Annotated in this window: 19 protein-coding genes; 15 read left to right on the top strand and 4 right to left on the bottom strand. The window is 66.6% G+C overall.

Translation table 11 applies throughout. The features are described from left to right. Positions 1 to 15: 15 nt before the first annotated feature. Complete coding sequence (locus DDE23_RS19810) at positions 16 to 1,794, bottom strand: ABC transporter permease (protein ID WP_107754217.1); 1,779 nt, start codon at positions 1,792 to 1,794, stop codon at positions 16 to 18. Between the two features lie 9 nt (positions 1,795 to 1,803). After that, positions 1,804 to 2,910 carry an ABC transporter ATP-binding protein gene (locus DDE23_RS19805; protein WP_170121894.1) on the bottom strand — a complete coding sequence of 369 codons (1,107 nt, stop codon included), beginning with the start codon at positions 2,908 to 2,910 and terminating at the stop codon, positions 1,804 to 1,806. A 307-nt stretch (positions 2,911 to 3,217) separates the two neighbouring features. Here DDE23_RS19805 and DDE23_RS19800 point away from each other — a divergent pair, with 307 nt between their 5' ends. Genes DDE23_RS19800 through DDE23_RS19790 form a run of 3 tightly spaced genes read left to right on the top strand, consistent with a single transcriptional unit; the run spans position 3,218 to position 6,595 of the window. Beyond that, entirely contained in the window at positions 3,218 to 4,387 is a 1,170-nt protein-coding gene (locus DDE23_RS19800) for a serine hydrolase domain-containing protein (RefSeq protein WP_107754213.1), read from the top strand. Further along, positions 4,387 to 5,004, top strand: coding sequence for a flavin reductase family protein (locus tag DDE23_RS19795; protein WP_107754211.1), 618 nt, complete (start codon positions 4,387 to 4,389; stop codon positions 5,002 to 5,004). The genes DDE23_RS19800 and DDE23_RS19795 overlap by 1 nt, the downstream gene beginning before the upstream one ends. Before the next feature lie 7 nt (positions 5,005 to 5,011). Beyond that, entirely contained in the window at positions 5,012 to 6,595 is a 1,584-nt protein-coding gene (locus tag DDE23_RS19790; protein WP_170121893.1) for a GMC family oxidoreductase, read from the top strand. Between the two features lie 37 nt (positions 6,596 to 6,632). On the opposite strand, the gene DDE23_RS19785 is transcribed toward DDE23_RS19790, so the two are convergent. Further along, positions 6,633 to 7,514 carry an MBL fold metallo-hydrolase gene (locus tag DDE23_RS19785; protein ID WP_107754208.1) on the bottom strand — a complete coding sequence of 294 codons (882 nt, stop codon included), beginning with the start codon at positions 7,512 to 7,514 and terminating at the stop codon, positions 6,633 to 6,635. A 188-nt stretch (positions 7,515 to 7,702) separates the two neighbouring features. Between DDE23_RS19785 and DDE23_RS19780 the strand changes: the two genes are divergently transcribed. From DDE23_RS19780 to DDE23_RS19740, 9 genes are read left to right on the top strand one after another with little or no spacing between them, the layout of a single operon-like run. Further along, positions 7,703 to 8,902 carry an acyl-CoA dehydrogenase family protein gene (locus tag DDE23_RS19780; RefSeq protein WP_238150064.1) on the top strand — a complete coding sequence of 400 codons (1,200 nt, stop codon included), beginning with the start codon at positions 7,703 to 7,705 and terminating at the stop codon, positions 8,900 to 8,902. Beyond that, the gene (locus DDE23_RS19775) at positions 8,902 to 9,675 is read left to right on the top strand and encodes an enoyl-CoA hydratase/isomerase family protein (RefSeq protein ID WP_107754207.1); all 774 of its coding nucleotides are present in this window, start codon (positions 8,902 to 8,904) and stop codon (positions 9,673 to 9,675) included. Before DDE23_RS19780 ends, DDE23_RS19775 begins: the two co-directional genes overlap by 1 nt. Positions 9,676 to 9,677: 2 nt before the next feature. Further along, on the top strand, positions 9,678 to 10,871 hold the full coding sequence (locus DDE23_RS19770) for a CaiB/BaiF CoA transferase family protein (RefSeq protein ID WP_107754205.1): 1,194 nt from the start codon (positions 9,678 to 9,680) through the stop codon (positions 10,869 to 10,871). Beyond that, entirely contained in the window at positions 10,871 to 11,995 is a 1,125-nt protein-coding gene (locus DDE23_RS19765; RefSeq protein WP_107754203.1) for a thiolase family protein, read from the top strand. Before DDE23_RS19770 ends, DDE23_RS19765 begins: the two co-directional genes overlap by 1 nt. Positions 11,996 to 12,008: 13 nt before the next feature. After that, positions 12,009 to 12,434 (top strand): Zn-ribbon domain-containing OB-fold protein, encoded by a 426-nt coding sequence (locus DDE23_RS19760; protein WP_107754202.1) that lies wholly within the window; start codon positions 12,009 to 12,011, stop codon positions 12,432 to 12,434. Then, positions 12,431 to 13,384 (top strand): 3,5-dioxohexanoate:acetyl-CoA acetone transferase, encoded by a 954-nt coding sequence (gene kce, locus DDE23_RS19755; RefSeq protein ID WP_107754200.1) that lies wholly within the window; start codon positions 12,431 to 12,433, stop codon positions 13,382 to 13,384. Before DDE23_RS19760 ends, kce begins: the two co-directional genes overlap by 4 nt. Beyond that, the gene (locus DDE23_RS19750; RefSeq protein WP_107754198.1) at positions 13,381 to 14,163 is read left to right on the top strand and encodes an SDR family NAD(P)-dependent oxidoreductase; all 783 of its coding nucleotides are present in this window, start codon (positions 13,381 to 13,383) and stop codon (positions 14,161 to 14,163) included. The genes kce and DDE23_RS19750 overlap by 4 nt, the downstream gene beginning before the upstream one ends. A 15-nt stretch (positions 14,164 to 14,178) precedes the next feature. After that, a complete protein-coding gene (locus DDE23_RS19745) occupies positions 14,179 to 15,051 on the top strand; it encodes an SMP-30/gluconolactonase/LRE family protein (RefSeq protein WP_107754196.1) in 873 nt (290 codons plus the stop codon). Positions 15,052 to 15,067: 16 nt separating this feature from the next. Continuing rightward, positions 15,068 to 16,498: an NAD-dependent succinate-semialdehyde dehydrogenase gene (locus DDE23_RS19740; protein WP_157958090.1), complete on the top strand. Its 1,431-nt coding sequence runs from the start codon at positions 15,068 to 15,070 to the stop codon at positions 16,496 to 16,498. Positions 16,499 to 16,508: 10 nt separating this feature from the next. On the opposite strand, the gene DDE23_RS19735 is transcribed toward DDE23_RS19740, so the two are convergent. Further along, on the bottom strand, positions 16,509 to 17,375 hold the full coding sequence (locus tag DDE23_RS19735) for a LysR family transcriptional regulator (RefSeq protein WP_170121892.1): 867 nt from the start codon (positions 17,373 to 17,375) through the stop codon (positions 16,509 to 16,511). 54 nt (positions 17,376 to 17,429) lie between these two features. On the opposite strand from DDE23_RS19735, the gene DDE23_RS19730 reads away from it, so the two are divergent. The 3 genes from DDE23_RS19730 (at position 17,430) to DDE23_RS19715 (ending at position 20,569) form a co-directional block, all read left to right on the top strand. Next, positions 17,430 to 18,434, top strand: a complete 1,005-nt coding sequence (locus tag DDE23_RS19730) for an MBL fold metallo-hydrolase (protein WP_192883743.1) — start codon at positions 17,430 to 17,432, stop codon at positions 18,432 to 18,434. Between the two features lie 693 nt (positions 18,435 to 19,127). Further along, positions 19,128 to 19,631 carry an RNA polymerase sigma factor gene (locus tag DDE23_RS19720; protein WP_107754188.1) on the top strand — a complete coding sequence of 168 codons (504 nt, stop codon included), beginning with the start codon at positions 19,128 to 19,130 and terminating at the stop codon, positions 19,629 to 19,631. Positions 19,632 to 19,633: 2 nt separating this feature from the next. Next, complete coding sequence (locus DDE23_RS19715) at positions 19,634 to 20,569, top strand: FecR family protein (RefSeq protein WP_170121891.1); 936 nt, start codon at positions 19,634 to 19,636, stop codon at positions 20,567 to 20,569. Positions 20,570 to 20,591: the final 22 nt, after the last annotated feature.

The raw sequence follows: 20,591 nt of genomic DNA, 5'->3' as shown, positions 1-20,591 counted from the left end.
GTGCAAATCCTCGCATCATTCGGCCGGGGCCAGGGCGGGATCGCTGGCCCGCGACTTGCGGTGGCGGCCGCTTTCCAGCCGCGCGGCGTAAAGCTGAACCGGCACCACAACCGACAGCAATCCCAACACCAGGATGACGGCAAGCGCCGAGGCGGTCGGGATCTCGGGCGTCGTCCACAGGAGATAGAGCTGCGACGCGGCGACGACGTTGGACGAGGTGATCAGGAACAGCGGAAAGGTGATGTCGCGCGCGCTGTGCCCTGCGACCCAGAGCCAGCCGTTGAGGATGTGGGGCAGCAGCAGCGGAAAGATGATCCGCCGCAACATGGTGAACCATCCGGCGCCACAGACGAAGGAGGCGTTTTCCAGCTCGCTGTGGATCTGAAGCAGGGCTGCATTCATGGTGCGTGTGCCAAAGGCGATATAGGCGGTCACATGCGCGAGCACGATGATCCAGACCGTGCCGTATAGCGGCGTCCGCAGGTAGATCAGCAGGACGGCGATGGCCAGGACCACCGGCGGGATGGCGATCGGCAGGAACGAGATGACCTCGAGCGCCTTGCCCAGCCGCCCCTTGGACCGGACGGAGATCCAGGCGATCATCACCGAAAGAACCATGACGATGGTGGCCGAGAACAGCACCAGGATGATCGTGTTCACCAGGGCGCGGATGATGAAGGACTGCCCGAACACATCGGCATAGTTCTGCAGGGTCATCCGCCCGAAAGCCTCGGCCGAGGGCACGGCATAGAATGGCTGGAAGCTGGTCCAGAGCAGCACGAGGAAGGGCAGCATCATGATGAGGAAATAGACGGACACGAACCCGATGGCCGGCAGGCGCCATCCGCCAAGCGGGCGTTTGGACGGCCGGAAAGCCTTGCCCGAGACCACGCGGAACCGTTCGCTCATGCGCACGGTCCGGAAGTAGACCAGCATCAGGACGGCCGCCAGCAGCAGAAAGAAGGTGCCGAAGGTGGCGGTCAGCGAGTAGTCGGGCCGCGAAATGTCGGAATTGGCCAACAGGAAGATCTGCGTCGACAAGACCGGCGCCCTTGCCGTCAGGCCGATCACCAGCGGCAGGTCGAAGGCCTGAACCATCGCCATGAACAGAAGGATGCCCACGGACAGCAGACCGGGAACCAGAAGCGGCAGGGTCACCGTTCGGAAGACGCCGAAGCCGCTTGCGCCATGGACCGAGCCGGCGCTTTCCAGATGCGGATCCATGTTGCGCAGCAAGCCGGCAATCATGGTGAAGGCGGTCGGCACGATGGCCAGCCCGGTGATGAGGATCATCGCCTTCATCGAATAGACCGTGATGACCGCGCCCCTGAGGTCGAACAGCCAGCGCAGCAGGACGTTGAAGATCCCGTTGCCCGGATTGCCCAGCAGAATCCATCCGAAGGCCATGACCACCGGCGGCACCGCCATCCAGGAAAACATCATGGTGCGGATCAGCGCCTTGAACGGCAGATCCGTACGCTCGACCAGCCAGGCGATGGTAAAGGCCACGCCGACCCCGATGCAGACCGTGCCGGCGGCGTATTTCAGGGTATTCGCGATCAGCGTGGGAAGGCGCGCGTTGTTCAGCGCGCTGCGATAATTCTCCAGCGTATAGACATCCGTGTTGAACGGAAGCTCTCCGGGCGGCGCCAGGCTGGTCCGGAACAGCAGGACCAGGGGCGCGACCACCAGAACAAGCAGCAGCGCCAGCAACAGGATCGAAACGATCGTCACGACCGGAACCGCGCGGATCCGTTGCAGCATGCCGGCGGACTGACTTTCAGGGTTTCTCATCTCTGGCTCCTATCCCTGCAGGACGACGCAAAGATCGACAGGCAGTTGCACCGTCACATCCTCGCCCGTGCGGTGGGTCTTGTAGGAATTGACGAAGACCCTCAGGCTTTCGCCGCCGACCGCCACCTGCATGTCCAGAAACTCGCCGATGAAGCTGATCTGCCGTATCGTGCCGGCAAAGCAATTGGCCCCGTTCGGCTCGGCCGGATTGATGGCAATTCCATGCGGGCGGACCATCACACCGACCGTTTGCCCCTTTTCGACCGAGCCGGTCACCGGGCAGGTCACCATGCCAAAGGCAAGCTGGACGGTGCAGCGCTGCCCCGAGACATCGACGACCCGACCCTTGAGGATGTTCGAGCTGCCGACGAACTCGGCCGCAAACGTCGTGCGCGGCGTGTTATAGATCTGGTCCGGCGTTCCGAGCTGCTCCAGACGGCCCTTGTTCAGCAAGGCGATGCGATCGGACATCGACAGAGCCTCGGTCTGGTCGTGGGTCACATAGATCGTCGTCGTACCGACGGACTTGACCAGATCGCGCAGTTCCACCCGCATCGCGTCGCGCAGCTTGGCATCCAGATTCGAGAGGGGCTCGTCGAGAAGCATGATCGACGGCTCGTTCACCAGCGAGCGCGCCAATGCGACCCGCTGCTGCTGCCCGCCCGAGAGATACGGCGCCGGCCGGTCGGCAAAGTCATGAAGACCCACCCGTTCGAGGGCGCCCATCACCTTCTGTCGCACCTCGCTTCGGGGGCAGCCGCCATGCCCGTGGACCAGCGGAAACGCCACGTTCTCGAAGACGGTCATGTGCGGCCAGATCGCATAGGACTGGAATACCATGCCGAGCTTGCGCTTGTTCGACGGCACGATGGTATTCGTCGCGCTGCAGAACACCGTGCGCCCGGCCATGGTGATCCGACCCCTTGTCGGATGTTCGAGCCCGGCGATGCTTTGCAGCGTGGTCGTCTTGCCGCATCCTGACGGGCCGAGCAGCGTGAAGAATTCCCCCTCTTTGATGTTGAGCGAGAAATCGGTCAACGCCGGTTCGGGCACGGCCCCCTGCGCCCGCCCTGACGTGGGCGGGTATGTCTTGTTCAAGTTCTCCAGTTCCAGCATCGCTCGCTCCCCGTCCTTGCCGCAACCCATCCGCGCCCTGCGCGGATGCCCCCCTGACCGCAGGCACGCAGGTCACCCCGCGCGGTCCATGGCTCGATTCCAGTAAACATGGCGTCAGCGATGCGGTCAACATAAAAGGTCCAATGTTTTATTATTTCAGGGCGTCAGCGCTGCCGCACATGATCTATCTATTTGTTAGTAAATCAGTAATTACCAAATGATAGGCGCGAAAAATTTCCCCATTGATCTCAAACACCGTTGCTGACAACATAACATCAACCTAATTTCCCTGAAGGAGGAGCACGCCATGACCGGTTTCGGCACCACCCTGCGCGCCGCGCAGTTGGAGCGGCTTGGCGCTTCGATCACCCGAGATATCGACGACGCGCTCTATGACGGGATGGCGGTCGGAATCCGGGTGGCGGGGCGCACGGCCTTCCAGGCCAGCTACGGCTTTGCCGACCGGCGCAGCGGGCGCAGGCTGGGCGCGACGGATGTGTTCGCGGTCCTGTCCTTCACCAAGGCCTTCACGGCGCTCGGTATTTTTCAGGCCATCGAGCGCGGCGCCCTCTCGCTCGGCACCCGGGTCGCCGAGGTCCTTCCCGGCTTCGGCGCCAACGGGAAGCAGAAGGTGACGATTGCACAGCTTCTGGCCCATACCGGCGGGATGCCCTTCACCCTGCCCGGACTGTCGGCCGAGATGCAGGGCAACCTGCGGGCGACCGTCGAGCTGGCCTGCCAGATCGCCCCGGTCAACCCGCCGGGCGAGGTCGTCTCCTACAGCGCGCAAGTCTCCTACGACGTGCTGGGGCGGGTGATCGAAGTGCTTGATCCGCAGGGACGGCCCTATCGTCAGATCATTGCCGAGGACATTTTCCAGCCCCTCGGCATGGCCAACAGCGCCATCGGCGCCGCGCCGGTCCTTGCGTCGTTGCGCGTGCCGATCGTCGCCCGCAACGAGACGCCGATGAACCTGGGGCTCATGGCCCGCGACGCCGCCATGACCGAGGCCAGCGAATTGCCCGGCGGCGGTGGCTATGCCTCGCTCGACGACATGCTGCGCTTCGTCGCCATGCTGGAGGCGGGCGGCACCCTGGATGGGGCGCCTGTGGTCTCGCCTGCGGCGCTGGCCCTGGCGACGACAAACCACACCGGGCTCAGGCCCAACAATACCTTAGCGGCGCAGCGGGAAATGCGCGGTCTGGCGCCCTATCCCGCCTATCTGGGGCTAGGCTTCTTCCTGCGCGGGGAAGGGCTGTTTCCGATGCCCTTCGGCCATCTCGCCTCGGCCGCCACCTTCGGCTGCATCGGGGCCGGGTCGATGGTCTTCTGGTGCGACCCGGAGCGCCGGCTGTCGGCGGTCTTTCTGTCGTCCGGGCTGATGGATCAGGTGGACAGCCACCTGCGCTTTCAGCGGCTTTCGGACATGGTGCACGCGGCGCTCTCGCCAAGCGGCACGGTCGGGGAGGCCCGGTGATGGAGATCGATCCCAGCACCAAAACGATGGCGGAAAACTACAAGATCATGACCGGCCTGGTCGTTCCGCGCCCGATCGCCTGGATCAGCACGCTGAACGAAGCCGGATCGACCAATCTGTCGCCGTTTTCTGCCTTCACCTTCTGCTCGCACAAGCCGCCGATGGTGGCGGTGTCGATCGGCCGCAAGGCCGGATCGGTGCTGAAGGACAGCGGGAACAACATCCTGCGCACCGGCGAGTTTGTGGTGAACATCGTCAACAGCGCGGCGCTGGCGGTGATGCATCACAGCTCTGCGGTCGTGCCCCCGGATGTCAGCGAGGCCGAGGCGCTGAACCTGCAGCAATTGCCCAGCGTCACCATCGCGCCGCCGCGCATCGCCGTGGCGCCGGCAAGCCTGGAATGCCGGCTTCATCTGGCAATCCCGCTGGGTGAAGAGCGCAACATGCTGATTATCGGCGAGGTCCTGCGCTTCCACGTGCGCGACGATCTGGTCAACAACGGCAAGATCGAAACCGTCGCACTCGATCCGGTCGCCCGGCTGGGCGGGCCGAATTACGCCGGGCTGGGTCCGGTGGTCCGCATGCCTCAGGCAGCGTTGGATGCCAGCGGGCTCTGATCCGGCCATGCAGGCTGACTTCGTGATCGTGGGCGGCGGCAGTGCGGGGTGCGTTCTGGCGAACCGATTGTCCGAGGGCGGGCGGTATTCCGTGGTCCTCATCGAGGCCGGACCCGGACGCCGCCCCCTGATGGCCCGTGTCCCGCTGGGGGTCGGGCGATTGTGGAACGATCCGCGCTATGGCTGGGATTTCCGCTCGGCCCCCGAGCCCGGGCTTGACGGACGGCGGCTGACCTTGCCTCGGGGCCGTTTGCTGGGGGGCAGCGGCGCGGTCAACGCCATGAATTTCGTGCGGGGCGCCGCGGCCGATTTCGACGCCTGGCACGCCCTGGGGCTGCAAGGCTGGTCCGCGCAGGACATGGCCGAAGCCTTTCGGGCCGTTGAACGGGTCGAGCCGGCCCTGGCCGACGAGGCGCGGGGAAGCGCGGGCCCGATGGGTGTGACCGAGACACCGGTTCAGGACGCCCTGATCGACGACTGGATCGCCGCGCTCGAAGCGCAGGGGCATCCCCGCCTTTGCGACTACAATGCCGCGCTCGGGCCGGGGGTGGGGCGTGCCCAGTTCAACATCGCGCGCGGGCGCCGGAGCGATCCGCGCGCCGCCTATCTGGACCCGGTCCTGGATCGGCGCAACCTGACCGTGCTGAGCGACCATCTGGTCGACTCCCTCTCGATCAGCGAGGGCCGGGCCCGCCATGTCGTCGCGCGCCACAAGGGCGGGGTGCGTCGCATCACGGCGCGGTGCGAGGTCATTCTGGCCGCTGGCGCCTTCGGCTCGCCGCATCTGCTTCAGGTCTCGGGCATCGGTCCCGGCGCGGTTCTTCAGGCCGCCGGGATCCCGCCCATCGTCCCGATGGAGGCAGTGGGCCGGAACCTGTGGGAACATCCCCGGGTCGCCCTCGACTACCGCCGCCCCGCTTCCTACATGCACCGGTTGCTGCGCTGGGACCGGCTGGCGCTGCGTTTCGCTCAGGCGCTGTTGCTGCGCTCTGGTCCCGCGACCTGGCCCCTGGCCGCCGCGCATCTGTTCCTGCGCTCAGCACCCGACCGCCGCGCCCCGGATTTCCAGGTGCTGTTGCGGCTCTTCGATCCGAGTTTGCAACCCTGGCTGATGCACGCGCCGGCAGAGGATCGCTGGGGTATGGTCGTTTGCCTCGTCCAGCCCGAAAGCCGGGGGCATGTGCGCGCCCTCTCGCCCGACATCCGCCGAGCGCCCGAAATCCTGACCGGCGTCCTGAGTCAGGGCTCGGACATGGCCCGGATGGTCGCTGCCTGCCAGGGATTGCGGCGCGCCATGCGTGGCCCGGGGCTGGCCGGCTGGACCAAGGACGAGCTGACGCCCGGCCCCGGTGTCCAGACGCCCGAGCAATGGGAGCAGTTCGTGCGCGCATCGGGCGATACGATCTTTCATCCCGGCGGCACCTGCGCCATGGGTGCCGTCGTGGATCAGGACCTGTCGGTGCATGGCGTGCGGGGCTTGCGCGTTGTCGATGCCTCGGTCATGCCCCTGCCGGTTTCGGGGAACATTCACGCCGCCGTGCTGGCCGTCGCCGAGAGAGGGTCGGCCCTGATCCGGGCAGCGGCCGGTTAACCAGGCCCTCCGCTGCCCCCGCCCCGCGTCGCTGTGCTCAGGGATCGAACCGCCAGTCTTCCGGCACATAGTCGAAGCCCCCGCCCGCGCGGCGACCGACATGGCCCAGGGTGGGAAACGGCAGATGCGTGGCCGACATGAGCCATTTCTCTGTGGCGATCATGTCGAGACCCCGCTTGCGGGAGGCAATCGCGCCCTCGGGGTCGACATCGAAGGCGAAGTTCTGATCCAGCAGGTGAAAGCTGTAGACCGGCGAATAGACCAGATCCGCAGCCAGAAAGAGCTGCTCGTTGCCGGATTCGATCATGAATCCCGAATGGCCCGGCGTGTGTCCGGCCAGCGGGACGGCAGTGATGCCGGGCAGCACCGGGCCTTCGCGGTCGAAGCACCGCAGCCGGGGGTAATGCTGAGGCACGGTGCGCGCGCGCAGCAGCCAGGGGCGGTTGCGGTCGGTGCTGCGCTGCATCGCCAGATCGCCCATGAAATAGTCGAACTCGGCCTGATGCAGCACGATCTCGGCGTTCGGAAACACCGCTCCGCCCTCGTCGAGCAGACCGCCGATGTGGTCGGCATGCATGTGGGTGATGAGGATCGCGTCGATCGTCTCGGGCTCGATCCCCGCCTGCTTCAGGTTGAACAGCAAGTAGCCCGAGGTCGGCCCGAAGAGCGGTCCGCAGCCGGCATCGACCATCACCCGGCGTTTCCCGTCATCGACGACATAGACCACCGTCCCCATGCGGAAGGGCCCCCGGGGCAGGAAGGCTGCGTCGGTCAGTTCACCCAACAGCGCCGCCCCGCCGGAAAAGAACGCCGGATCGGCTTCGAGATGACCGTCCGAGAGGATCGTCACCATGAAACCGCCGATGCGTCGGCGATAGATCGCGGGCGTCTGTCGCAGCGTCAGTAAATGATCGACCATTTATTTCCCTCCCAACCCTGATGCTTTCCTCATGTTTATAGTGACATTACCGAGGGCCTGGCAAGGGTATTGAGGAAAATCTCGACCCATACAATAAAAGGTTTGATGTTTTGATGCTGCTGATGTCTACTGCTCCTGCACGCCGAGTCGCGAGCAGTGATCCGGCGACGGCAAGGGAGGGAAACGACGTGTCCTACGATGGCGAGGAAATCGGGCTGCTGGGTTGGCAGATGCCCGAAGAGCTGCGCGCGATGCGCGACATGCTGCGCAAGTTCATGACCGGCCAGGTGCGCCCGGCTGAAGAGGCGCTGCCCAGCGATTCCTACGAGTTCCCGAAGGATGTCCTCGAAGGGCTGCGCAGGCAGGCGCGGGAGCTGGGGATCTGGTGCGTGCAATCGCCCGTCGAACACGGCGGCGCGGGGCTCGGCCTGCTGGGTCAGGTCGTGGTCGCCGAAGAGGCCGCGAAATGCCGCATGGGCGCCTATGTTCCGGCTGGCGGCGCCTTCGGCTTCGATCCGCCGAACGTGATCTTCAAGGGGAGCGCGGACCAGATCGCGCGCTATGCGGTCCCCTGCATCGCTAGGGGCGACAAGACCTTCGTGGCGATCTCGGAACCCAGCGGCGGGTCGGATCCGGCCCGGGCGATCCGCACGCGCGCGGTCCGCGATGGCGACCATTACGTGCTCAACGGCACCAAGGTCTGGATCACCGGTGCGGGCCAGGCGACATGGGGCGTCGTGTTCGCCCGAACGGGCGATCCGCAGGCGCGCGGCGGGATCACGAGCTTCATCGTCGACATCGGCACGCCGGGCCTGACGCTGGAACCCATCGATGTGATCCGTTCCTATTCCCCCTACCAGCTGACCTTCGAAGACTGCCGCATTCCGGTGGCGAACCGGCTGGGCGAGGAAGGCCAGGGTTTCGCGCTGGCCGAGGATTGGCTGGTCCACCAGCGCGTGCCCTATGCCGCAACCTGCATCGGAACCGCGCAGGCGGCGCTGGACATCGCGCTCGACTGGGCGCGTGATCGCGAGACCTTCGGCAAGAAGCTGGCCGAGCATCAGGCGATCCAATGGATGCTGGCCGACAGCGAGGTCGATCTCAGGGCGGCGCGGCTGCTGGTCTACCAGGCTGCCTGGCGCGCTGAGCGGGGCGCGAACATCAAGCTGGAGGCATCGGTCGCCAAGCTCTTCGCCAGCGAGGCGGCGAACCGGGTCGTGGATCGCTGCGTGCAGATCCTGGGCGGGATGGGCGTGGCCAAGGAACTCCCGCTGGAACGCTGGTTCCGCGAGACGCGGATCAAGCGGATCGGCGAGGGCCCCTCCGAGGTGCACCGCATGGTGATCGCCCGCGACCTGATCCGCAACGGCAGCCGCGAGGTCGATTGATGTCGATCGACCTCGTCCGCGATGGCCCGGTGGCCCGGATCACCATCAACCGCCCCGAGAAAATGAACGCGCTCGATGCGGCGCATTACGCGGCGCTGACCGAGGCCTGGATAGCCGTTCGCGATGACGATGCGGTCCGGGCCGTGGTGATCTCCGGCGCCGGGGACCGGGCCTTCTGCGCAGGCGCGGACCTGAGGGATTTCGTCGCCGCCGGCCCGCCCTTGTCCGACCTCTGGAACCCGCAGAACGGCATGCTGCTGAACCGCGGGATCGAGCTTTACAAGCCGGTCGTGGCGGCGATCAACGGCTATTGCCTGGGTGGGGGCATGACCCTGATGATGGCGACGGACATCCGGCTGGCCTCGACCGAGGCAAGCTTTGCAGTGACCGAGGTCCGGCGGGGCGTGATCGCGGCCAACGGCGGAACCCAGCGGATCCTCAAGCAATTGCCCCATGCCATCGGCATGGAGCTGCTGCTCACCGGGCGCCGCATGGAGGCCGAGGAGGCTTTGCGCTGGGGGTTGATCAATCGGATCGTGCCCCGCGATCGGCTGGAAGCCGCCGCGCTCGCCCTGGCCCAGGAACTTGCAGACAACGCACCGTTGGCTGTCCGCGCCTCGAAGGAGCTGGCCTTGCGCAGCCACGACATGGATCTTCAAAGCGGCCTGCGCGCCGAGCAGATGGCAAACAGGCTCTTGCAGACGACCGGCGACGTCGAGGAGGGCGCCCGCGCCTTCGCCCAGAAGCGCGCCCCCAGATTTGAAGGAAGATAGGGATGAACACCGGACCCTTGTATGGCGTGACGATCATCGATGTCGGCCAGATCTATAACGGACCCTATTGCACCTTCCTGCTGGCGATGGCGGGGGCGCGGGTAATCAAGATCGAACCCCCGCGCGGCGATCCGCTGCGGCGGCGTACCGTGGTCGGCGGCGCCGCCCTGCCCTTCGCGATGCTCAATTCGAACAAGGACATGGTCTCGCTGAACCTGAAGACCGAACAGGGCCGGGATCTTTTCCGCGCGATGGTGAAGCGCGCCGATGCGGTGGTCGAAAACTACGCGCCCGGCACGATGGACAAGCTTGGCGTGGGCTATGAGGATCTGAAGGCGATCAAGCCCGACATCGTCTATGCCGCCGGGTCGGGCTATGGCCGTTCCGGCCCCAAGGCGAAATACCCCGCGATGGACCTGACGGTGCAGGCCATGACGGGGGTGATGAGCACGACGGGATTCCCCGACCGGCCACCGGTCAAGGCCGGACCCGCCATTGCCGATTTCTTCGGCGGCGTCCACCTCTACGCCGGTCTCGTGACCGCGCTCTACGACCGGGCGGTGACAGGCCGCGGTCGTCTGGTCGAGGTGGCGATGATGGAGGCGCTCTATCCCTCGCTCAGCTCGTCCCTGGGGCTCTATTACGGCAGCCATGGCGACATTCCGCCCCGGACCGGCAACCGCCATGCCGGCCTCGCCGAAGCTCCCTACAACGTCTATCCGACCAGCGACGGCCATATCGCGATCATCTGCGTTTCCGACCAGCACTGGATCCAGCTGACCGAGGCGATGCAGAGACCGGACCTGGCCGAGGATCCGGCGCTGGCGACCCTGAAGCAGCGGGTGGAGCGCATGGATGACGTCGATGCGCTGGTCGCGGACTTCACCCGCCAACATGCCAAGCAGCCGCTCTTCGACCTCCTGTCCGAGCACCGGGTCCCCTGCGCGCCGGTCCGGACGCTGGACGAAGTCATCAACGACGATCATCTGCACGCGCGCGGCGCCCTGGAGTGGATCGACCACCCGATGTATGGCCGCGTCGCCCTGCCCCGATCCGCCCTTCGGTTTCACGGGCAGGACACTGTGGACCTGCGCCCGTCCGGGGAATTGGGCCGCGACAACGCGGCGGTGTTCCAGGAGTGGCTGGGCCTCTCGCCCGAGGCCTATGCCCGGATGCGCGACGAAGGCGTGATCTGATGCGCGGCGAGGTCGTCATCGCGGGGATCGGACAGACCGCCTTCGGCAAGTTGCCGGGTCGCTCGACCTATTCGCTGAACGCCGAGGCGGTGCGCCATGCGCTGGCCGATGCGGGCATCGCCAAAGACCGGGTTGACGGCTTGTTCGTCAAGTTCCCGACCTCGCGGTTCGAATTCATGTACGGCCAGAAACTGGCCGAGCATCTGGGAATCGTGCCGCGGATCGGGGGGGTCTGGGATCAGGGAGGGGCCGCCAACGCCTCGCTGGTCGGCTACGCGGCGATGGCGATTGCCGCCGGACAATGCGAGGTCGCGGTGGTGACCTTTGCCGACAATCCGAAATCGGGAACGCGGCAGGCCTATGACAAGGCCTGGGGCAATGACGAGATCTTCGGCTGGTTCGGCATCCCCGCCGGTTATGCGATGATCGCACAGCGTCACATGGGCCAGTTTGGAACGACCCCGGAACAATTGGGGGCGATCTCGGTCGTCTGCCGGGCGAATGGCGCCACCAATCCGCGCGCGCAGCTGCGCAAGCCGCTGACTTTGGACGCCTATATGGACAGTCCGATGGTGGTTGAGCCCCTGCGCCGCGACGATTGCTGCCTGGTCTCGGACGGCGGTGCGGCGGTGGTGCTGACCAGCGCCGGCTTCGCCCGGCGCGAGGGGATTTCGGCGCCCGTCCCCATTCTCGGGTTCGGCCAGGGACAGACATCGTGGGAAGTCGCGCTGCGCCCCGATCTGACCACCACGGCGGCGAAGGCCTCGGCGCAGACGGCCTTTGCCATGGCTGGCCTGACCCCGCGCGAGATCGACGTGGCCCAGATCTATGATTGCTTCACGATCACGGCGCTGATGTCGCTGGAGGATTATGGCTTCTGCCCGCGCGGACAGGGGGGTGCCTTCTGTGCCTCCGGCGCGATCGCGCTGGACGGCGATCTGCCGATCAACACCGCAGGCGGGCTCTTGTCCGAGACGGGGATGCCGGGGCTGCAACTGATCCTCGAAGGGGTGCGCCAGATGCGCGGGACGGCCGCCAACCAGATCTCAGGCGCGCGGACCTGCGCCATCTCGAACCAGGGCGGGGTGATGCATACCCATTCGACCCTGATCCTCGGACAATGAAGGAGCCTGCAGGATGAGCCCGGCCGCGTTTCCCCGCCCCGACATCGATGATCTGAGCGCACCCTATTGGGAGGCGCTCGGCAAGGGCCATCTGCTCTATCAGCGCTGCTTGTCCTGCGGCACGGCCTGGCTGCCGGCCCGCAGCCAATGCCCCGGCTGCCTCGGCCCCGATATCGGCTGGGTTCCGGCCTCAGGGGGCGCCAAGCTGATCAGCTGGGTGGTCTATCACCGCGCCTTCAACCCGGCTTTCGAGGACCGGGTGCCCTACAACGTTGCCGTGGTCGAGCTGGACGAGGGGCCGCGGCTGATCTCGAACGTGGTGGGACTCGATCCCGAGCAGGAGATCTGTGCGCAATTGCACCTCGACCAGCCGCTGAGGCTGGCGATCCGCCATGAACAGGGTGTGGCGATCCCGGCTTTCCTGAGGGCCCCCGAATGAGCACCAGCGACAAGATCATCATCACCTGTGCGATAACGGGCTCGATTCACACGCCGTCCATGTCGCCCCATCTTCCTGTCACGCCCGAGGAAATCGTCGCCTCGGCCCTCGGCGCCGCCGAGGCGGGAGCGTCGGTGCTGCACCTGCATGCGCGCGATCCGCAGACAGGCCGCCCCGATCAGAGCGCCGAGGCCTTCGCCCCGATCCTTGCGGCCTTGTCGCAGCGAACCGATGCCGTGCTGAACCTGACGACCGGCGGCGCGCCGACGATGAGCGTGGCCGAGAGGATCAAGCCGGTGATCATGTTCGAGCCGGAGCTGGCCTCGATGAACATGGGCAGCATGAATTTCGGGCTTTACCCGATGCTCGACCGCTATTCCGAGTTCCGGCACGACTGGGAACGCGACTATCTCGAGGGAAGTCGTGCGAACATCTTCCGCAATTCCCTGGCCGATATCGAACAGGCGATGGCCGCTTGCGGCGCGGGGGGAACCCGGTTCGAGTTCGAATGCTATGACATCGGCCATCTCTACACCTTGGCCCATTTCGTCGGTCGCGGCCTCGTGACGCCGCCGTTCTTCGTGCAAAGCGTCTTCGGCCTGCTGGGGGGCATCGGCAATCATCCGGAAGACATCGCCCATATGCGCCGGACCGCCGACCGCCTGTTCGGCGCGGATTACCGCTGGTCCGTCCTGGGCGCGGGCCGACACCAGATGCGCGTGGCTGCAACGGGCCTGTCCCTGGGCGGAAACATCCGCGTCGGGCTTGAAGACAATCTCTGGGCAGGAAAGGGGCGCCTCTCGGTCTCGAACCGGGAGCAGGTCGAAACGGCGCGCGCCCTGGTCGAAGGGATGGGTCTGTCCGTCGCCACGCCCGACGAGACGCGCGAGATCCTCGGGCTCAAGGGCCGCGAGAACACCCGCTTTTCAGCCACGAGGAGGATGGCATGACCAACCTGTCGCAAAAGCCCGTCGCGATGATTACGGGCGGCAGCCAGGGGATCGGACGCGAGACCGCCAGAACCCTGGCCGCCCGCGGCTATGCCCTGGCCGTGGCCGCGCTGGATACGCCGCATCTGTCCGACGCCGTGGCCGAGCTGGCGACGCTGACCGATGTGCTGGCGATTCCTGCCGATCTGGCCGATGCCGCTGCCGCACCCGACCTGGTCGGGCAGGTCGTGGCGCGGTTCGGGCGCCTCGATGCGCTGATAAACTGCGCCGGGGCGACCCGCCGCGGCACCCTGCTGGACTTGGGCGATGCCGACTGGCAGCACGGCTTTGCCGTCAAGTTCTTCGGCACGGTCGCCCTGACCCGCGCCGCCTGGCCTCACCTCGCGGAAGCGAAAGGATCGGCGATCACCATTGCCGGCGCGCTGGCGCATTCCCCTTCGGAAAGCTCGCTGATCGGCGGGACGATCTGCGCCGCGCTGCTGAATTTCAACAAGGCGCTGGCCGAGACAGGCCGCCGCGACGGGGTGCGGGTCAACGCGATCAACCCGGGCTGGATCGACACCGGACGTCTGGACAGCCTGCTGCAACAGCGGGCCCGCGACGCCGGCCACGGTGACCTGGACCGAGCGGGACGCGAGATGATCGCCGATCTGAAGATCACCCGCTTTGGCCAGCCCGGCGATGTCGCCGGCCTGATCGCCTTTCTGCTCTCCGAGGCGGGCAGCTTCATCCATGGTGCCGCGATCGATATCGACGGCGGCATGACCAAGGGCCTGTGAGGGAAAGCAGCTGTCATGTTCGAACTGAGCGCGTCGGATTTCACCTTTACCGGCAACGGGTTGAGCCGCCCCGAATGCATCGTCGCCGAACGGGACGGCGCGCTCTGGGTGTCGGACAACCGGGGCGCCATCACCTCCATCGCCGCGGATGGCCGGCAGCGGCTGATCGGACGGATGGGTGGCAAACCCAACGGCATGACCATGTCCGAGGATGGCAGCTTCCTCATGGCGAATATCGCGCTGCGCCGCTTCTACAAGGTCGGTCGGGACGGCTCGGAACAGGTTTTCCTCGACAGGGTGGAGGGCGCTCCCGTGGGTGCGGCCAATTTCGTCGAGCGGGATCCGACGGGGCGGCTCTGGCTTTCGGTCTCGTCGAGGCTCTCCAATCATCTTCTGGCGTTGGAGAGCGACGTCCCCGACGGCTATGTCATCGTGATGGATCACAAGGGGCCACGGATCGTCACGGACGGGCTGCTCTTCACCAACGAGGTGCGTCTGGATGCCGCGATGGACTGGCTCTACATCGCGGAAACCCGGGGCGGCAGGGTGTCGCGCGCGCGGCTGCGCCCCGATGGCAGTCTGGGCCCGCGCGAGGTCTTCGGGCCGGACCCGATCTTCGACGGTGCCCTGATCGACGGGATCCGCTTCGATGCCGCCGGAAACCTCTGGGTGACCGAGATCACGCGCAATCGTCTCTATGCGATCGCCCCGGACGGAACCGCCCATCTGGTGTTCGAAGACCCGGACGGCGCCATTCTCGACCATCCCTCGAGCCTGACGTTCTGCGGGCCCGATCTGCGGACCGTTCATGTCGGCGGACTGGGTCAGACCCGGCTGGCGACTTTTCAGGCGCCCGTCGCGGGCCTGCCACCCGCCCATTGGCAATGAGCAAGGGTTCGGAACCATGGTGAACCGTCATGTCGGATTCGTGAACGGGGAATGGCAGGGCGGTCTTGCGGAATGGGTGGCTTCTGTCGATCCGGCCAGCGGCGAAGAGCTCGGCTCGATCGCCCTCACCCCGCCGGAAGCCGTTGCCGGTATCCTAGATTGCGCCGAAAGGGGTTTCGCCCATTGGCGGCATGTCTCGCCTGCCGAGCGTGGCGAGATCCTGCGCCGCGCCGCTGCGATCTTGCGGCGCGATGCCGAAGCCCATGCCCGCGCCATCGTCTGCGAGCAGGGCAAGCCGCTGGCCGAGGCCCGCCTGGAGGTGTCGGTCTCGGCCGAGATGATGGAATGGTCCGCCGCCGAGGGGCAACGGCAATACGGGCGGCTGATCCCGCCGCGCGATCCGAGGTTTCACCAGTATGTGCAGCGCGAGCCGGTCGGAATCTGCCTGCTGATCCCGTCCTGGAACGTGCCGCTGATGTTCGTCGCCCGCAAATTCAGCGAGGCCCTCGCAGCGGGCTGCTCGGCGGTGCTGATCGGCAGCAAGCAGGTTCCTTCGGCCGCGACGGCGGTGATCACGGCCTTGGCCGAAGCCGGTTTGCCGCCGGGAGTGGCCAACCTGGTGTTCGGCTCGAATGCCCTGCTCAGCACCGCTTTTCTGGAGTCCGGGCGCATCGCCAAGCTGTCGTTCACCGGCAGCACCGATGTGGGCAGACACTTGTCCCGGATCGCCGCGGACAAGGTGGTAAAGGCAACCTTGGAGCTTGGCGGGCACGCCCCGACGATCATCGACCGCGATGTCGATATCGAGGCCACCGCAGCCACGCTTACAGCCAGCAAGTTCCGCAATTGCGGTCAGGTCTGCAATTCGCCGACCCGCATTTTCGTGCATGCCGATATCTACGACCGCTTCGCTTCGGCCTTCAGCCAGCGGGCCGCCGCCCTGCGGCTCGGTCACGGATTGGCGGCCGGGACCCAGATGGGCCCCCTGGCCTCGGCCCGCCAGCTGCGGCGCATCGAGGCGATGAGCGAGGATGCACGCGCCCGGGGGGGACGCGTGCTGACCGGCGGTGTGGCCCGGAAGGGTCCCGGGAATTTCTTTGCGCCGACCGTGGTTGACCAATTGCCTGCGGATGCCGCAATCCTGAACGACGAACCCTTCGGGCCGATTGCCGCCCTGATCCGCTTCGACGATCTGGACACGGCGATCGCCCGGGCCAACGCCCTGCCCTACGGGCTTGCCGCCTATTGCTATACCCGGTCGATCCGCACCCAGCATCGCGTCGCCAACGGTCTGCGGGCGGGCATGATCGGCATCAACACGCCGCAGATTTCCTTGCCCGAAACGCCCTTCGGCGGCGTCGGGCAAAGCGGCAATGGCTCGGAAGGCGGAAGCGAGGGTGTCGCAGGCTACCTGACCACCAAATACGTGTCACAATTCGTGGCCTAGGAACGGGTCCTCACCCCAGGGTCGGGGCGGCTCGCACCATGTCCACGAAGGCGCGGACGCGGGCGGTGTTGCGCAGATCGCGGTGGTAGAGCACCCAGATGCCCTTGTCCGACGTCGCCGTGAAACCCGCGAGCCGCTCTAGCCCCGGTTCGGCATCGCCGATGAGCACGGGCAGTTCCACCACGCCCATGCCCTGCAGCGCGGCCCCGATCGCGGTGACCTTGTTGTCGCAATGACAAACCTGTCTTCCGGCCGGAAAGAACCGACCCTGCCAGGTTGCGCGCGCCACGTCGTCTTCCTGCGCGATCCATTCCAGATCCTGCGCCTCTAGGGCGCTGGCGGCATCAAGCCCGCGACGCTCCAGCAGCGCGGGCGCGGCGTAGAGCCCGGATACCGCATCGCAGATCCTGTAGCCGTGCAGGGTGTCCATCGGCGCAGCCGTCACCCTGATGGCGACATCGGCCTCGCGGTTGATGAGGTTGGCGATTTCGTCGGCACCCTGGAGGTGCAACGTGATCCCGGGATAGCGCGCGGCGACCTGCGCCGCGATGGGCATCAGGACGTAGCGCAGCAGGACCAACGGGGCGGTGACGCGCAGCGGACCCTCCAGACGCCGGTCCTGCGCCAGGGTCAACCGCGCGATCCGCTTGGCACCGGCTTCTACCTCTTCGGCAGCCGGAATCAGCGAGGCCGCCTCGGCGGTCGGGACGAAACCCGTCCGGCGCCGGTCGAAAAGCCTCGTATCCAGCGCAGCTTCGAGCGCCGAGATGCGGCGCGATACCGTCGTGTCATTCACGCGCAGCAGCTGAGCGGCGGCGGCAATGCTGCCTTCGCGCACGACGGCCAGAAAATACCGATAGTCATCCCAGTCTTCCATGCTGCAATTATGCAGCTTAAATCCGATATTTACAAACTTTATTGCAGGTTCTGAGTGGCGCATACGGGAAACGAACTCACGATAGGGGAGATTTTCTCGATGACCTTCAATCGACGCGCCTTTCTTCAGGGATCGGGTGCCGCCCTGTCCGGCACGGCGCTGGCCAGCGGCGTCCCGAGCATGGGGTTTGCCCAATCCCCGGGCCGGACAATGGTCATGAACGACAGCAAGACCTGGATGATCGGTGACATCCGGTGCACGGCGCTGTTTGACGGCATTGTCCAGGTCGATGCCGCGATCTTTGACACGGCAGAGCCCGAGGCGTTCGCCATGCTGATGGAGCAGACCCATCAGCCCCAAGGCAAGATCAACCTTGACGTCAATGCCTATCTGCTTGAAATCGGCACGCAAAAGCTGCTGATCGACACCGGCACCCGGGATCTTTACGGTCCGACACTGGGCAGGCTGCCCGACCAGCTGGCGGCAATCGGCGTCTCGGCCGACCACATCGACAAGGTCGTGCTCACCCATATGCACAACGACCACACCGGCGGCCTGACCAGCGCGACAGGTTCGGCCGTCTTCACCAATGCCGAATTGATCGTGCCCGCCGCCGAATGGGATTTCTGGACGAACGAGGCGATCTACGCCAACGCCTCCGACGGGTTCAGGTTCTCTTTCACCGGTGCCCGCGCGGCTGCGGCCGCCTATGCCGGGAAGGTACGGGTGTTCGGCGCAAGGGACGAGGTTCTGCCCGGATTGTCGCCGATCTCGTTGCCCGGCCATTCGATCGGGCATACCGGGTATCGCCTCTCTGCGGGGAGCGATCAGATGGTCATCTGGGGCGATTGCGTGGTTTCTCCGCAGGTGCAGTTCGACCATCCCGAATGGGCCAGCACCTTTGACGCCGACGCCGCATCGTCCATCGCCTCGCGCCGGCGGATCTTCGACGAAACCGCCACCGACATGATCCTCGTGGCCGGGATGCATTTGCCGTTTCCCGGGGTCGGATACCTGTCTCGACGCGGCGGCCGGTTCCGTTTCGACCCGGCCATCTAGACCGCGCACCCAAGCCGACGTATCCCGGGTCGCGCCAACTCGACCCGGGTTTCAGCCCCTGTGGATCGGCCCGAGGGCGCCCTTTCCCCATTCAGCCCAGGAGCCATCATAAAGCGCCGCCTCGAGGCCTATCCGCTCGAGCCCCAAGGCAAGAACACAGGCCGTCATGCCCGATCCGCAGGTGACGACGGGGCGGGCACTGACCGGACCGAAGTGATCACGCAGCGCATCGGGGCCGAGGAAGCGACCGTCCGCGCCGGTCAGAGCGCTGAAGGGATGGCAGATGCCCACCGACCGGACCGCGCGGCGGCCGCGATCCCGGCCTTGCCCGCTCAGGCGCCAGATGCGCGGCCGTCGTGCGCCGTTCTGCGTGGAACCCGTCCATTCTGCTGCTGCAAGGCGCGCACGGGCGGATTTCCGGATTGACCTCGGGCGGCTCCGGCCTATGACTCGGGTTAGCCAGTGGAAACCAGCGACACACACCCCGTTGCCGGATTTGCCCCGATGCTTCTTTCCTCGATGAACGTGTCCGCAGCGGACATCCCCACAGGTGGCGCCCCGCTTGCCGCGCCGATCCCGCTGGCCCGGGTCTGATCCGGTGCTCGCAGCCTTCGCCTTGCCCTCCGCGCCTGATCCCTGGCTGTCGCGTCATCGCCGCGGAATGGGGCGTCGCCGGGAAACGGGAGCCAGGACATGAACTGGGATCTCAACCGCCTCTTCCGGCTGCATGCGCGCGAGATCACCGGCGCGCTGCGCCTGCGCGGCGCCAGCCGCGACCTTGCCGAGGACCTGATGCAGGACGCGTTCCTGCGCGTTCTCAGCGCCCCGCCGCGCCGGGCCGAGGGGCGCGACAACCCGCGCGGCTATCTGTTCCGCATCGCCCGCAACCTGCTGATCGACCGGGTGCGGCGCGAAGGGCGTCTGCCGGTGATCGGGCTCGACCTGACCGACCTCGGGCAACTGCCGGACACGGCACCCGATCCCGAGGCCGCGCTCTATCAGCAGGAGCGACTGGACCGCATCGCCGCCGCGCTGGCCGAGATGCCCGAACGGACCCGGCACGCCTTTGCGCTGCACCGGCTGCAGGGGGCGACGATGGCCGAGGTGGCGGCAGAGATGGGGATATCGACCAGCCGGGCCTGGGGGTTGATCCACGAGGCCTACCGCCATCTGCGCGCCTGCCTGCACGAGGGATGACGATGCCTGCACCCACCGACCGCAGCGACCCTGCCGACCGCGCCTTCGACCAGGCCATCGGCTTTGTCATCCGCCTGCAGGCCGATCCGCTGGACCCTGATCTGCTGGCGGCGTTGTCGGCCTGGCGCCAGGCCGACCCGCTGCATGAGCTGGCATGGCGCGAGGCGGCAGAGATTCACGGCATGTCGGGCCGCGCCCTCAACGCCCGGCGCGGCGGAACCTCGCGCCGGGGGTTCCTGCTCGGGGGGCTGACGCTTGGCGGGGCGGCCGTCGCCGGGCTGGGGCCCGGTCTGGTGCGGATGGCGCGGGCCGATCACCGCACCGGCACCGGGCAGATCGCCGATTTCACCCTGCCGCAGGGGGCCGGCCTGACCCTCGGCCCGAAAAGCGCCGTGGCCATCGACGACCATCCGGGACTGCCGGGGATCCGGCTGCTGGACGGGATGGCCATCTGCACCGTGACCGGCCGCGACGAGGCGCCGTTCCGCCTCAGGGCCGGGACCCTCGACGTGACCGCCCGCGGCCCGGCTGTTCTGGGATGCAGCCTCTCGGGCGGTGTCGCGCGGCTGACGGTCGAGGCGGGCCGGGTCGAGACGCCGCAGGACCCTGGCCGCCGGATGCTGGGCGCCGGGGATCTGTTGCGCGACGGCGGGGACGGCATCGAGCTGCGCCGCGGTGCGCTGGGGGCAGGAGACGGCATCGCCTGGCGCGAGCGACGCCTGGTGGTGGATGACGAGGCGGTGGCGGCCGTCGTCTCGGAGATCGCGCGCTGGATCCCGGGGCAGGTGATCCTGGCCGACCCCTGGCTGGGATCGGCGCGGGTCGGCGGCGTCTTCGACCTTTCCCGCCCGCTATCGGCGGTCAGCGCGGCGGTCCTGCCGCACGGGGGCCAGGTGCGCGAAATCGCCCCCTTTCTGACGCTCGTCACCCGCTTCTGAAAAAAGATCGCCCGGCGGGTGA

The organism is Pararhodobacter aggregans (assembly GCF_003075525.1).
Taxonomy (GTDB): domain Bacteria; phylum Pseudomonadota; class Alphaproteobacteria; order Rhodobacterales; family Rhodobacteraceae; genus Pararhodobacter; species Pararhodobacter aggregans.
This window is presented reverse-complemented; position numbering and strand designations above follow the sequence as displayed.

What these genes read in the sequence shown, in the direction of transcription:
- DDE23_RS19805 (WP_170121894.1), bottom strand. Translation starts at nt 2,910, where the DNA reads ATGCTGGAACTGGAGAACTTGAACAAGACATACCCGCCCACGTCAGGG.
- DDE23_RS19745 (WP_107754196.1), top strand. Translation starts at nt 14,179, where the DNA reads ATGTTCGAACTGAGCGCGTCGGATTTCACCTTTACCGGCAACGGGTTG.
- DDE23_RS19750 (WP_107754198.1), top strand. Translation starts at nt 13,381, where the DNA reads ATGACCAACCTGTCGCAAAAGCCCGTCGCGATGATTACGGGCGGCAGC.
- DDE23_RS19785 (WP_107754208.1), bottom strand. Translation starts at nt 7,514, where the DNA reads ATGGTCGATCATTTACTGACGCTGCGACAGACGCCCGCGATCTATCGC.
- DDE23_RS19800 (WP_107754213.1), top strand. Translation starts at nt 3,218, where the DNA reads ATGACCGGTTTCGGCACCACCCTGCGCGCCGCGCAGTTGGAGCGGCTT.
- DDE23_RS19810 (WP_107754217.1), bottom strand. Translation starts at nt 1,794, where the DNA reads ATGAGAAACCCTGAAAGTCAGTCCGCCGGCATGCTGCAACGGATCCGC.
- DDE23_RS19715 (WP_170121891.1), top strand. Translation starts at nt 19,634, where the DNA reads ATGCCTGCACCCACCGACCGCAGCGACCCTGCCGACCGCGCCTTCGAC.
- DDE23_RS19795 (WP_107754211.1), top strand. Translation starts at nt 4,387, where the DNA reads ATGGAGATCGATCCCAGCACCAAAACGATGGCGGAAAACTACAAGATC.
- DDE23_RS19720 (WP_107754188.1), top strand. Translation starts at nt 19,128, where the DNA reads ATGAACTGGGATCTCAACCGCCTCTTCCGGCTGCATGCGCGCGAGATC.
- DDE23_RS19740 (WP_157958090.1), top strand. Translation starts at nt 15,068, where the DNA reads ATGGTGAACCGTCATGTCGGATTCGTGAACGGGGAATGGCAGGGCGGT.
- DDE23_RS19735 (WP_170121892.1), bottom strand. Translation starts at nt 17,375, where the DNA reads ATGGAAGACTGGGATGACTATCGGTATTTTCTGGCCGTCGTGCGCGAA.
- DDE23_RS19775 (WP_107754207.1), top strand. Translation starts at nt 8,902, where the DNA reads ATGTCGATCGACCTCGTCCGCGATGGCCCGGTGGCCCGGATCACCATC.
- kce (WP_107754200.1), top strand. Translation starts at nt 12,431, where the DNA reads ATGAGCACCAGCGACAAGATCATCATCACCTGTGCGATAACGGGCTCG.
- DDE23_RS19760 (WP_107754202.1), top strand. Translation starts at nt 12,009, where the DNA reads ATGAGCCCGGCCGCGTTTCCCCGCCCCGACATCGATGATCTGAGCGCA.
- DDE23_RS19765 (WP_107754203.1), top strand. Translation starts at nt 10,871, where the DNA reads ATGCGCGGCGAGGTCGTCATCGCGGGGATCGGACAGACCGCCTTCGGC.
- DDE23_RS19770 (WP_107754205.1), top strand. Translation starts at nt 9,678, where the DNA reads ATGAACACCGGACCCTTGTATGGCGTGACGATCATCGATGTCGGCCAG.
- DDE23_RS19790 (WP_170121893.1), top strand. Translation starts at nt 5,012, where the DNA reads ATGCAGGCTGACTTCGTGATCGTGGGCGGCGGCAGTGCGGGGTGCGTT.